This is a genomic window from Aeromonas sp. 600724 (assembly GCF_049175135.1).
GTDB classification, from domain to species: Bacteria; Pseudomonadota; Gammaproteobacteria; order Enterobacterales; family Aeromonadaceae; genus Aeromonas; species Aeromonas veronii_A.
The window spans coordinates 151,319-163,294 of record NZ_JAAKUM010000007.1 but is presented as its reverse complement, the minus strand read 5'-3'; the positions used below and the strand labels follow the sequence as shown (position 1 = coordinate 163,294).

General features: G+C 59.6%; 10 protein-coding genes. 5 read left to right on the top strand and 5 right to left on the bottom strand.

Translation table 11 applies throughout. The features are described 5' to 3' along the window. Positions 1 to 97 precede the first annotated feature (97 nt). Positions 98 to 505: a hypothetical protein gene (locus tag G5168_RS08830; RefSeq protein ID WP_005335923.1), complete on the top strand. Its 408-nt coding sequence runs from the start codon at positions 98 to 100 to the stop codon at positions 503 to 505. A gap of 171 nt (positions 506 to 676) precedes the next feature. On the opposite strand, the gene G5168_RS08825 is transcribed toward G5168_RS08830, so the two are convergent. Both G5168_RS08825 and dbpA read right to left on the bottom strand, forming a co-directional pair. Then, positions 677 to 967, bottom strand: a complete 291-nt coding sequence (locus G5168_RS08825) for a YkgJ family cysteine cluster protein (RefSeq protein WP_005341481.1) — start codon at positions 965 to 967, stop codon at positions 677 to 679. A gap of 89 nt (positions 968 to 1,056) precedes the next feature. Next, positions 1,057 to 2,436, bottom strand: coding sequence for an ATP-dependent RNA helicase DbpA (dbpA, locus tag G5168_RS08820; RefSeq protein ID WP_042053613.1), 1,380 nt, complete (start codon positions 2,434 to 2,436; stop codon positions 1,057 to 1,059). A gap of 544 nt (positions 2,437 to 2,980) precedes the next feature. On the opposite strand from dbpA, the gene G5168_RS08815 reads away from it, so the two are divergent. Further along, a complete protein-coding gene (locus tag G5168_RS08815; RefSeq protein ID WP_421252087.1) occupies positions 2,981 to 4,186 on the top strand; it encodes a NupC/NupG family nucleoside CNT transporter in 1,206 nt (401 codons plus the stop codon). Positions 4,187 to 4,250: 64 nt separating this feature from the next. On the opposite strand, the gene G5168_RS08810 is transcribed toward G5168_RS08815, so the two are convergent. Together G5168_RS08810 and G5168_RS08805 are read right to left on the bottom strand one after the other, a co-directional pair. Continuing rightward, on the bottom strand, positions 4,251 to 4,751 hold the full coding sequence (locus G5168_RS08810) for a metal-dependent hydrolase (protein WP_041234360.1): 501 nt from the start codon (positions 4,749 to 4,751) through the stop codon (positions 4,251 to 4,253). Between the two features lie 125 nt (positions 4,752 to 4,876). After that, complete coding sequence (locus G5168_RS08805; RefSeq protein ID WP_064339342.1) at positions 4,877 to 5,326, bottom strand: YaiI/YqxD family protein; 450 nt, start codon at positions 5,324 to 5,326, stop codon at positions 4,877 to 4,879. A gap of 140 nt (positions 5,327 to 5,466) precedes the next feature. Here G5168_RS08805 and zntB point away from each other — a divergent pair, with 140 nt between their 5' ends. After that, positions 5,467 to 6,432 (top strand): zinc transporter ZntB, encoded by a 966-nt coding sequence (gene zntB, locus G5168_RS08800; RefSeq protein ID WP_005341467.1) that lies wholly within the window; start codon positions 5,467 to 5,469, stop codon positions 6,430 to 6,432. Between the two features lie 13 nt (positions 6,433 to 6,445). After that, positions 6,446 to 6,958, top strand: coding sequence for a mechanosensitive ion channel domain-containing protein (locus tag G5168_RS08795; protein WP_005354921.1), 513 nt, complete (start codon positions 6,446 to 6,448; stop codon positions 6,956 to 6,958). 142 nt (positions 6,959 to 7,100) lie between these two features. Here the strand turns inward: G5168_RS08795 and G5168_RS08790 are convergent, their stop codons facing one another. Continuing rightward, positions 7,101 to 7,514 carry a hypothetical protein gene (locus G5168_RS08790; protein ID WP_216952830.1) on the bottom strand — a complete coding sequence of 138 codons (414 nt, stop codon included), beginning with the start codon at positions 7,512 to 7,514 and terminating at the stop codon, positions 7,101 to 7,103. A 262-nt stretch (positions 7,515 to 7,776) separates the two neighbouring features. On the opposite strand from G5168_RS08790, the gene pulA reads away from it, so the two are divergent. Beyond that, positions 7,777 to 11,841: a pullulanase-type alpha-1,6-glucosidase gene (pulA, locus tag G5168_RS08785; protein WP_421252086.1), complete on the top strand. Its 4,065-nt coding sequence runs from the start codon at positions 7,777 to 7,779 to the stop codon at positions 11,839 to 11,841. Positions 11,842 to 11,976: the final 135 nt, after the last annotated feature.

Sequence of the window (11,976 nt, the reverse complement as noted above, 5' to 3'; positions counted from 1 at the left end):
GGGAAAAGCCTGTTTGCTGCTGGACTTTTCCTTATAAATTATTACCTTGTGGTAACAATTTGCAGGCGATGGTGGTGGTAACGGAATGGGAGCAGTCATGCAGCCACATGGGCAATTCGACATGGAGCGCAGGGGCCAGATGCTGATCTGCCGCCCGAGTGGCCCCTTCAATCTGGCAGGTGCCATGGCCTATGAGGCGCGCTTTCGTCACGAACTGGCCGGATTGATGGATGGCCCCTGGGGGATTGTCGAGGTCGCGACCGAGTTTGAAGCGGCCGGGCCCGAGGTGCTGGCCCGTTTTCGTCGCCAGTTTGGCTGGTGTGCCGAGAGTGGGTGTCAGTTTCTGGCGGTGGTCTTCGTAGGGGGCTTCAAGCGCTATCTGGCGGATAACATCTTCAAGGGATTACCCTTTCGGGCGGTACGTTACTTCGAGCAAGAGGCAGCGGCCATCCAGTGGCTGGGAGAGCAGCTCAACACCGCTCCCTGTGAACCTGCGAGCGCTTGACCACCCGTATCCTGACTGGCCTTGGCTCAATCCAGCTTGATAAACCACTTGTCCCGTTCGTCAACGCAGTCGGGTTCACCCATTTCGAATTCGCGGCAGATCAACGGCCGCACCTCGTACTCGTACATGGATGGGGCACATCATCGTGGTGAGTGCATTCGAGGATCCTGGTCAATCCAGCTTGATAAACCACTTGTCCCGTTCGTCAACGCAGTCGGGCTCACCCATTTCGAATTCACGGCAGATCAGCGGCCGCACCTCGTAGATACGGCACATCATGGTGTTGCGGTCGAGGGCGGCGCACCAGCCATCGTCCAGCCGGCGCATGACCGGTATCTCGCCATCCCGTTCCAGTACATAACGGTCCGGCACGCCGGTATCGGTAAAGAGCATCACTTCGAGGCGGCAGCAGCAGGCTTCGCAGTTCTGGCAGCTCACATCGGTTTGGATTGCTTGGGTCATGGTGCCTGTCTTGCCGCATGGCGGCATCGGAGATATGAAACAGGCGCCTGTCAGGCGCCTGTGGTCTGGCTAACGGCTTGCAAAGAACCTTAGCCCAGTTTGCGGGCGCGGTAGCTGCGACCCTTGATCTTGCCTTCCTGCAACCGCTTGAGGGCGGCGCTCGCCACGCTGCGCTTCACCGCGACGTAGGAGTACTGTTCGGAGATCTGGATCTTGCCCACGTCGGCGCCGGCAATGCCGCCTTCACCGGTCAGGGCGCCCAGAATGTCACCGGCCCGCACCTTGGTCTTGCGGCCTGCATCGATGGAGAGGGTCACCATCTGCGGGGCGATCGGCTTGATGTCGCGGCCGATGCTGTCGAGATCACCCAGCGGCATCGGAGCCTGCTGGTACTCTTCGATAAAGTTGACGCGCTGGGCCTCGTTCGGCTGATAGAGGCTCAGGGCCAGACCCTGCTGGCCAGCACGACCGGTACGGCCGATGCGGTGTACGTGCACTTCCGGATCATAGGTCAGCTCGTAGTTGATGACGGCGCCCAGCTCCTTGATGTCGAGGCCGCGGGCCGCCACGTCGGTGGCCACCAGAATGGTGGCGCTGCCGTTGGCAAAGCGCACCAGCACCTGATCCCGCTCGCGCTGTTCCAGATCGCCGTTCAGCGCCAGCGCTGAGAAGCCCTTGGCGGCCAGATGGTCGGCCACGTCGTTACAGGCGCGCTTGGTGTTGCAGAACACCACGCAGGAGCTGGGCTGGTAGTGACTCAGCAGCCAGGTGAGGGCGTCGAGGCGCTGACCGGCAGGCACTTCATAGAGCTTCTGTTCGATGGCGCTCCCCTCGTGCAGGGACTCCACGCTCACCTCGACCGGATTGCGCTGCACGCCGCGGCTCATCTGGGCGATCCCTTCCGGATAGGTCGCGGAGAAGAGCAGGGTCTGACGCTGTTGGGGGGCATAGCTGATGACCCGGTTGATATCTTCGCCAAAGCCCATGTCCAGCATGCGATCCGCTTCATCCAGCACCAGCGTCTTGAGGCCGGAGAGCTCCAGCGTACCTTGCTCCAGATGTTTGAGAATGCGACCCGGGGTGCCAACAGCGATGTGGGCACCAAAGCTCAGGGTGGCGGACTGCGGTGCGGTCGGGGTGCCGCCGCACAGGGTCACCAGCTTGACGTTGGGCAGGGCGCGCGCCAGACGACGGATCTCGGTGGCCACCTGATCCGCCAGTTCGCGGGTCGGGCAGAGCACCAGCGCCTGCACTTCGAGGCGGTTGACGTTGAGCTTGGCCAGCAGGCCGAGGCCGAAGGCGGCGGTCTTGCCGCTGCCGGTTTTTGCCTTGGCGATCAGGTCTTTGCCATCGAGCACCAGGGGCAGGCTCTGGGCCTGGATCGGGGTCATCTGCAGGTAACCCAGGCTGGTGAGGTTCTCTTGCAGGGCGGGGGAGAGATTGAGGCTGCTAAATTCGCTGTTGTTCACAAAAGGACTCTATTTCGGAGAAAACGGGGATGCGCGAGCGCTAAGGCCGCGCATCATACCAGAATGTGGCACCGGATGTGGCGGATTTTTGAACGGCTGGCCATGGGGGGCACATTATGGGGGTATTTGTTGCCAGATTGGTTGTGAGCAATATGTGAAAGGATATCGGGGTAATTATTCAAACATGCGTGTAATTATTTATTGCGGATAAACGTTTGCCATTTCTGTTGTTTAAATATAATGGTTGAAAAATATTCTATTGGCGAGTGTGGCATTAAGCACAATGTTGCGAAAATGATATAAAGATATTTTGGAGGGCCATGAAAATGCCATTTTAATTATGTAATATCATGTTTTTTAATGAATTTGTCGTCGTCAAAGTTGTGCGATTAATATCAGGTTGTTGCGTAATTAATTTAAAAACGTTTGTATTATCCTGCATGCATATTATTACACGGGATTGTGATGACTCTCTGATTTTTAAATGTGCAAATGTCTATGATGGCGCCGGTCGAAAATTACAATTCACTCAGGTGCTACAGGTATGGAATACGTTCACTTTGTGCTCGGACTGGTGATGGTCCTCGCTCTTTCTCTGCTGGCTAACCGCCACAACTGGAGACAGATCAAGCTGCGTTATATCGGCCAACTGCTGGTGGTCGAGCTGGCGCTGGCCTGGTTCATGTTGAACTCGGAAGTGGGTCTGGCTGTGGTGGGTGGCTTCGCGGCCGGCTTCACCAAGCTGATGGAGTTTGCCAAGCAGGGAACCGACTTTGTATTTGGCGGCATGATGAATGAAGGTTCATTTACCTTCTTCCTGATGGTGTTGATGCCCATCGTCTTCATCTCCGTGTTGATCGGTATTCTGCAGTACATCCGCCTGTTGCCGCTGGTGATCCGCGGTATCGGTACCGTGTTGGCCAAGATCAACGGCATGGGCAAGCTGGAGTCCTTCAACGCCATCAGCTCCATGATCGTCGGTCAATCCGAGAACTTCATCGCGCTCAAGAACATCCTGCCGCACCTGAACGAGAAGCAGATGTACACCCTGGCGGCGACGGCGATGTCCACCGTCTCCATGTCCATCGTCGGTGCCTACATGCAGCTGATCGAGCCGCGTTACGTGGTGGCTGCGCTGGTGCTCAACATGTTCAGCACCTTTGTCGTGCTGTCGCTGATCAACCCGTACGACCCGGACAATACCGTGACCGATGCCAAGGCGCTGGCCGAGGGCGACGAGCACCATACGCCGAAGAGAGAGAACTTCTTCGAGATGCTGGGCGAGTACATCATGGCCGGTTTTTCCGTTGCCGTTATCGTGGCGGCCATGCTGGTGGGCTTTATTGCCCTGATCGCCCTGGTCAACTACCTGTTCGAGCTGACGTTTGGTGTCAACTTCCAGTACGTCATGGGCTACCTCTTCTATCCAATCGCCTGGATTCTGGGTATCCCGAGTGGTGAAGCGCTGCAAGCGGGCTCCATCATGGCGACCAAGCTGGTGACCAACGAGTTCGTGGCCATGATGGATCTGGGCAAGATTGCTGCCGAGCTCTCCCCGCGTACCGTCGGCATCCTCTCCATCTTCATGGTCTCTTTCGCCAACTTCAGCTCCATCGGCATCATCGCCGGTGCGGTAAAAGCGCTGAACGAAGAGAAGGGCAACATGGTTTCCCGCTTCGGTCTGAAGCTGGTCTACGGTTCAACTCTGGTCAGCCTGCTCTCTGCTGTTATCGCAGGCATCATGATCTGATCCTCTAGTGGCATCTGCCACGGTTTGAGCCCCTGACCTCGTCAGGGGCTTTTTTATTTCTGGCTTACAGGCGCCAGCCGCACCACCAGCCGGCAACCAGCAGGGTGAGGGTGCAAAAGCCGGTTTCGATGGCGCCGCCACTGCGCAGCGGCCAGCCCGGCAGGCGGTAACGGCGCTTGATGGGCCAGAAGAGCGGAATGCCCGCCGGGGTGAGCCAGTCCCCCAGCAGATGGCTGAGGTAGCCGACGATCAGGGCATCCTTGACCCCCATGGGCAAGGTGTCCGGCGGCAGGCTCTGGTTCAGCCCCCAGACGGCGGCGGCGACCGCCAGCAGACTGTGGGTGAAACCGCGATGGCCGAACAGCCGCGACAGAGGTTTCGAGATCCACGGCAGTCGCTGCCCCAGCACAGATTTGGGGTGGTCGAGGTCGGGCAACAGGGCGCTGGCCAGCGCGGCAGGGATGGTCTGCCACAGACTGGCATCTGCCAGGGCCGGAGTGAGCTGCAGTTTGTGGGCGATCAGGGTGCAGGTAACGGAGAAGAGCAGGTGCCCTTGGGCGGTCATGATGATTACGGCGTGGACAAGATGGCGGCGCATCTTACCAGCCTGACGGTTGTGGTCAGCTCTTATTTTAAAAATCAGGATGTTACGGCGAAAAAGCGCCCAAATTGGGCGCCTTTATAGCCTATTTATAACTTGCCTTTGACCAGCCACTTGTCGAGGGCGTTGGCGAAGCGCTGCTTGTCGGCGGCATTGAAGGGGGCCGGGCCGCCGGTTTGCACGCCGGCCGAGCGCAGCTCTTCCATAAAGTTGCGCATGCCGAGCCGCGCCTTGATGGTCTCGCGGGTGTAGATCTCGCCGCGGGGATTGAGTGCCTCGCCGCCAGCATCGATCACCCAGGAGGCGAGGGGGATATCACCGGTGATCACCAGATCGCCGGGCTGAACCTGCTGGGCGATGACATGATCTGCCACATCGAATCCCTTCTCCACCTGCTGGGTTTTGATGAAAGGCGAGGGGGGCACCCGCAATCCCTGATTGGCCACCAGGGTGGTGACGATCTGGGCGCGGTGGGCGGCGCGGTAGAGGATCTCCTTGACCGGAATGGGGCAGGCATCGGCATCAACCCAGATGGGCATGGCATGGTTTCCTGTAGTGAACGCGGATGGAAAACGAGAGCTGGCATGTTAACACAGGCCTCCCCTTCCCGGCGCGGGGCTGAGTCGGCCCCGCCTTTGGTGTAAGCTGGGGCCAGCATATGAAACGAGAAGGAGACGAGATGGATCGGGTGCCCGGTGAAGTGATTTATGCCCTGACCCTGGATGGCAAGGGTGGCATGGCGCCGCTGACGGCGGGAAGCGAAGTCCCGGCGGCACATCCCGGCTGGCTGCATCTGGATTACGGCAATCCCGATTCGGCGCGCTGGCTGTTGCAGACCCCTTTGCTCAGCGAGGCGGCCAGGGAGTCGCTGCTCGGCCAGAGCAATCGTCCCAAGCTGGTGCGGATGGGGGAGACGGTGCTGCTGATCCTGCGCGGCATCAACCACAACAAGGATCACAGGCCCGAAGAGATGGTGGCGCTGCGCATCTTCATCACCCCGGATCTCATCATCAGCAGCCGTCGTCGTCCGCTGCTCTCCGAGCAGGATGTCTTCAACCAGCTCAAGCTGGGGGGCGGCGCCGATACCCCGGCCGACTGGCTGGTGGAGATTTGTGATGCCCTGACCGATCGGGCGGGGGAGTTTGTCGAGGAACTGCACGACAAGATCCTCGATCTGGAGGAGATGGTGCTGATGCGCGACATGCCCGCCAATGGCCGCTTGGCGCTGATCCGCAAGCAGCTCATCATGATCCGCCGCTACCTCTCCCCCCAGCGGGATCTGGTGGCGCGCCTTGCCAACGAGAAGATCAGCTGGCTGGATGAGGATGATCGCCGTCGTCTGCTCGATATCGCCGATCGGCTGCGGCGCTGGCTCGACGACCTCGATGCGGGAGTGGCACGCACCGCTGTGCTGGCAGACGAGATCAACAATCTGATGGCGGAGGCGACCAACCGCCGCGCCTACCAGATGTCGGTGATGGCGCTGCTCTTTTTACCTGCCAGCTTCCTGACCGGCCTGTTTGGCATCAACCTGGGGGGCATTCCCGGGGCCGAGAATCCGACCGCCTTCTGGGTCTTCTGTGGTTCGCTGGTGGCGCTGGCCAGCGGGCTGGCTATCTGGCTCAAACATCGGCGCTGGTGGTAAGGAGGCATAACCCATGTGGCAATCAATTGGTCTGACCCTACTGCTGTTGCTGGGGCATACCCTGATCCGGCGGCTGATTCACAAGAGCCTGCTGGCGCTCGGTCAGAGCAGGCAGGTGAGCGAGAACCGGGTGCTCTACGTGGCCCATGTGTTCCACTTCCTGCTCGGCTGTGCCACCTTGCTGGTGCTGGCCGGGGTGTGGGGGCTCGACTTCTCCCGACTGGTGGTGCTCGCGTCCTCCTTCTTTGCGGTATTGGGGGTCGCCATGGTCGCCCAGTGGTCGATCCTCTCCAACATCACCGCCAGCATCACCATCTTCTTCGCCTTCCCCTACAAGATTGGCGACCGGATCCGCATCCTCGACAAGGATGATTCGGTCACCGGCGTCATCACCGAGATCGGCCTCTTCTATGTGCGGGTGCGTGATGACAACGGCGATCTGGTCACCTATCCGGCCAACCTGATCCTGCAAAAGCCGGTCAGAAAGCTGGAGGGCAAGGTGGCGGAGCCGTTGCAACCGGAGTAGCAGGACATTTGCTGCCGGGGGGCTGGGCGTAGCGAGGAGTGATGCTCTGGTGTAAATCCACCACGCCTTCATTCGACACAGGCTATTGTGGATGCGTGCTGCGGCCACAATAGCCAGAACGACTCAACAGTTGGCTCCGCAGCTAGATCTCCTGTTGTGAGAGATCGGCCTGCGGCTTGTGTTGCCAGATTGCGCCGAGCAGCAACTTGAGCAGCAGTCCGGGCGGGTTGTCCAGCAGTTTGCCGGACTCCAGCAGCAACTGGCCATCGGCGCGAAATCCGAGGCTGGCATCTATGGTGCCATCCTCCGAGACCACCTGGATCAGGCCATTGAGGGCGGAGCGTTCACCGGGCTGACAGCGCAGCCGCAGTTCGCGGGGTTCCCCCAGCAGAGTGAAGGCGCGGCTCAGCGGGGGTGAGTCTTCATAATCGGGCCAGTTGAAGAAGTGATACTGTTCGGCCAGGGCGCCAGCCTGCTGGCAGAACTGGTCGAACAGCTGCCCGATCGCCTGATACTCCTGATCGAGTCGTCTTGCCTGCTCTTCAATCCGTTTCATTGCTTACTCCTTGTCTATCCACTTGATCAGACATTGCTTTTCTGACCCCGTGACTGCCGTTTTCCAGATATGAGGCCAAATGGCCGCGAGGTCTGTGAGCCGGATCGAAGTTTCAGTCTGAAAACGTTATCTTGTTGAAACTGGATGGTTTTTTTGCCCTCTCGCTCACATTTGAATCGATTGCCGCTGATTAATATGGCACCGCCTGGCAATGACCGGGTGCTCGACTATCGAGACTAACTACAGCGGGAATTATAAAAATATGGATATGAAAAAGACCAAAGTGGCGCTGGTAACAGCCTCACTGCTCGCGCTTTTGTCTGGCTGTAATGACAACAGCTCTGATGCCTCCGGTGTGAACCCCGTCCCCCCTACACCGCCTACACCTGAAGTCACCGATGGGCCTGTCGCTCGTCTGCCCAAGATGGATCCCCCGAAAGAGTTGCTGGTTGCCGGCGACAATCAGGTGGTCATTGCACTGGTGGATACCCAGTCGGCAGCCAAAGGCGCCAAGGCACCGTTTGACAGCTACAGCCTGCACCTTTGGAACAACGACGCCTGCCAGGCAACGGCAGATAGCGGCCTGAATACCGGGTGGGATGACAAGAGCAAGACACCGGCCACCGCCGACAGCTTTGGTCCGGCCTGGGTCGTTCCGCTCAACAAGGTGGAAGGGTGCATCAACTTTATCGCCCGCAACGGCGATCTGGCCAACCTGACCGGCAGCGATATGAAGGTGATCTTCAGTGAGCACCCGGATCGCACCGTGGCCATTGTCGCGGGCAAGAAAGATCTGTTTGGCAGCCGTGCCGAAGCCTTTACCGCCGCCTTTGGCGTGGCGGGGGCCAGCGCTCATTTGATCGATGGCAATACCCTGATTTGGCAAGGGGGCAAGGACAAGCCCCACGTTCGCCTCTATTACACCGACTCGGGCACCATCAAGGCCAATGCCGATGGGGTGTTCGATTTCCCCTATATCAGCCTGACCGCGACCAGCCTGACTGCCGAGCAGCAGGCCAAATATCCGCACCTCAAGGATGCGGCCGCCTTTGCCCTGCCTGCCGGGAAAGATCTCAAGCCCCTGCTCAAGGGTGAGCTGGTGGCTATCGGCACCGATGCCGACGGTATCCTGCAGGGGGCGACCCTGGTGCAGAGCGCCGGCGCCCTCGATGCGCTCTATGCTCCCGAGGCGACCAAGCTGAGCTATGGTGCCGTGGTGGAGGGTAACCGGGTGACCTTCCGCCTCTGGGCGCCGACCGCCAAGTCGGTCAAGCTGGCCCTCTACAACGCCAGCCACCAGAAGAGTGGTGAAGTGGCGATGACCTTCGACAGCGCCAGCGGCAGCTGGAGTTATGAGGGGGGCAGCGAGCTGATCGGCCAGTTCTACCGCTACGACATGGAGGTCTACCATCCGCTGAGCCGCAAGGTTGAGCACTATGAGGTGACCGATCCCTACTCCCTGAGTCTGGCGATGAACTCCGAGTTCAGTCAGGTAGTGGATCTCGACGATCCGGCCCTGAAACCGGAAGGATGGGACAGCCTCAAGGCGCCCCACAGCCAGCAGAACCCCGCCGACATCACCATCTATGAGGCCCATATTCGCGACCTGACCGGTAACGATGCCTCCACCGATGAAGAGAAGCGCGGCAAGTTTGTCGGTCTGACCCAGCCCGACTCTGTACCGGTCAACCATCTGAAAGCGCTGGCAAAAAGCGGCGTCAGCCACCTGCACCTGCTGCCGGTGTTTGATATCGCTACCGTCAACGAGGATCCGGCCAAGGTAGCCAATCTCGGCGATGACTTCAGCAAGCTCTGTCAGGTCAATCCGGATGTGAAAACATCCAGATTTGGTGGCTATTGCGGTGGCGGTCAGACCGTGGGAGATGTGCTGGCCGACCTGCAAGGTGGCGACAGCAAGGATAATCCGCAGGTGCAGGAGCTCTCCGGCTATCTGCGCGGCGTCGACTCCTTCAACTGGGGTTATGATCCCTACCACTACACCACGCCGGAAGGCTCCTACGCCACCAACGCCGAGGGGACCAAACGTATTCTGGAGTTCCGCGAGATGGTCAAGGCCATCAAGCAGAACATCGGCATGAACGTGGTGATGGATGTGGTCTACAACCATACCAACGAATCCGGGCTCGGCCCCAAGTCGGTGCTCGACAAGATAGTGCCCTGGTACTATCAGCGCCTCAATCCGGAGACCGGCTCGGTGGAGAACTCCACCTGCTGCTCCAACACGGCGCCGGAACACGCCATGTTCGCCAAGCTGATGGATGACTCTCTGGTCACCTGGGCGCGCGACTACAAGATCGACGCCTTCCGCTTCGACCTGATGGGCCACCATCCGAAAGATCAGATGGTGCAGGCGCTGGCCGCGGTGAAGAAGGTCAATCCCGAGATGTACTTCTACGGCGAGGGGTGGAACTTCGGCGAAGTGCAGGATGACAAGCGCTTCGTGCAGGCGACCCAGAAGCATCTGGGTGGTACTGGCATCGGCTCCTTCTCCGACCGCTTGCGCGATGCGGTGCGCGGCGGCAGTCCGTTTGACGGTGGCGATACCATTCGCAAGACCCAGGGCTTTGGCAACGGTGCCTTCGTCGATCCTAACGAAATGAGCAAGGTGGAGCTGGCAACGGCCTTGCACCAGTCCGATCTGGTGCGGCTCGGCATGGCGGGCAACCTCAAGGAGTTCGTGCTGACCGACAAGGATGGCATGCCAAAGAAAGGCGCCGAGATCGACTACAACGGTCAACCTGCCGGTTATGCCCAGGATCCGGTGGAAGTGCAGAACTACGTCGACAAGCACGACAACCAGACCCTGTTCGACAACCTGATCTACAAGGCGCCTGCCGGAGCCGATCTGGTGCGGATGCAGGGGGTCTCGCTAGCGACTGCCATGCTGGGTCAGGGCATTCCCTTCACCCACGCCGGTGTCGAGCTGCTGCGTTCCAAATCCATGGAGCGGGACAGCTATGACTCGGGCGACTGGTACAACAAGGTCGACTACACCCTGGGCGACAACAACTTCGACAAGGGATTGCCGCGCAAGGACAAGGATGGCGACAACTATCCACTGATCGAGCAGGTGCTCGGCAAGCATGCCAAGCCTGGCTCGGCCGAGATGGCGCAGATGGTGAGCTTCTATCAGGAGCTGGCGGAGCTGCGCAACTCCTCCCGCCTGCTGCGTCTGGGCAGTGGCGCCGAGGTGATCAAGCGGGTCGACTTCCGCAATACCGGCCCGGATCAGGTGCCCGGCCTTATCGTCATGACGGTGGATGATGGCGTCAGTGCCGGAGCGGATCTGGATCCGGCCATCGACGGTCTGGTGGTGATGATCAACGCCAGCAACCAGAGCCAGAGCATCGGCGACTTCCGTGACGGTAACGATCAGCCGATCGATCTGAGCGGTATGGTGCTAAGCAGCAAGCATCGCGCAGTCGACAGCATCGCCAGCGGCGCCGCCTATGATAACGGCCAGCTGACGCTGGGGGCCTGGTCTGCCGCTGTGTTCGTCAAGCCGCAGTCTGGTGCACAGGGTGCGGGCCTGCCGGTCAGCAAGAAGACCGACCTGAGCACCCTGCCACCGTTTGGCAACACCGATGTTTATCTGAAGGGGTTCCTCGATGAGTGGGGCAACACCAACCAGATGACCTTCAGCGGCAACTTTATGTACGAGTTCACTACCGAGGTGAGCACCGACAAGCTGGGTACCACCAGCGTCAAGATCGCTGACGCCAGCTGGGGGCCGGTCAACTACGGCAGCTGTAACGCCGGTGACAAGCTGGTGGTTGGCACTCCGCTGACCCTTTGCAAGGGGGGAGAAACCGGCAATATCGGTGTCGATCTGGCCAAGGCAGGCAGCTACAAGTTTGTCTTTACCGCCATGAACAAGGACAAACCGACCCTGAGCGTCAGCTTCACCGAGCCTGTGCAGAGCTGCAAGGTGCTGGATACGGTGGCGGGCAATCCGCTTGGCTACAACCTCTTCGTCAAGGGTGAGCTCTCCGGCTGGGGAGCCCAACCTCAGTACCAGCTGAGCTACAAGGGGATGGACGGCGATCTCGCCATCTATCAGGCGGCGTTCAACTACGCTGGCAGCACCGAGTTCAAGGTCGCCAACGAGGACTGGAGCAAGGAGTACCTGCTCAACGGTGGCGGCGCGGTGAACGCTGAAACCGGCTATTCGTTCGCCTTCTCCAAGGGGGGCAGTGCCAATAACAGCATCACCTTGCCGCAGGGGCTGTGGAGTGTGCTGGTGAAGGTTGACCCGGCTGGCGTCAAGGCAGGTACTGCCGTCATTCAGGAGTGCAGCGTCAAGTAAGCAAGCCATTGAGTCCGGGGGATGGCTCGGCGCCCCCGGGTTGAATTCCACCTTGCCAAGGGTGGGATAACTCCGAGAGAGTAAGCAAAGCGCGACTGCCGACCGGCAGGCGCGCTTTTTCTTTTACGGGGTGCC

Coding starts and splice junctions, on each gene's coding strand:
- G5168_RS08830 (WP_005335923.1), top strand. CDS start 98: ATGCAGCCACATGGGCAATTCGACATGGAGCGCAGGGGCCAGATGCTG.
- G5168_RS08825 (WP_005341481.1), bottom strand. CDS start 967: ATGACCCAAGCAATCCAAACCGATGTGAGCTGCCAGAACTGCGAAGCC.
- G5168_RS08815 (WP_421252087.1), top strand. CDS start 2,981: ATGGAATACGTTCACTTTGTGCTCGGACTGGTGATGGTCCTCGCTCTT.
- G5168_RS08810 (WP_041234360.1), bottom strand. CDS start 4,751: ATGACCGCCCAAGGGCACCTGCTCTTCTCCGTTACCTGCACCCTGATC.
- G5168_RS08805 (WP_064339342.1), bottom strand. CDS start 5,326: ATGCCCATCTGGGTTGATGCCGATGCCTGCCCCATTCCGGTCAAGGAG.
- zntB (WP_005341467.1), top strand. CDS start 5,467: ATGGATCGGGTGCCCGGTGAAGTGATTTATGCCCTGACCCTGGATGGC.
- G5168_RS08795 (WP_005354921.1), top strand. CDS start 6,446: ATGTGGCAATCAATTGGTCTGACCCTACTGCTGTTGCTGGGGCATACC.
- G5168_RS08790 (WP_216952830.1), bottom strand. CDS start 7,514: ATGAAACGGATTGAAGAGCAGGCAAGACGACTCGATCAGGAGTATCAG.
- pulA (WP_421252086.1), top strand. CDS start 7,777: ATGGATATGAAAAAGACCAAAGTGGCGCTGGTAACAGCCTCACTGCTC.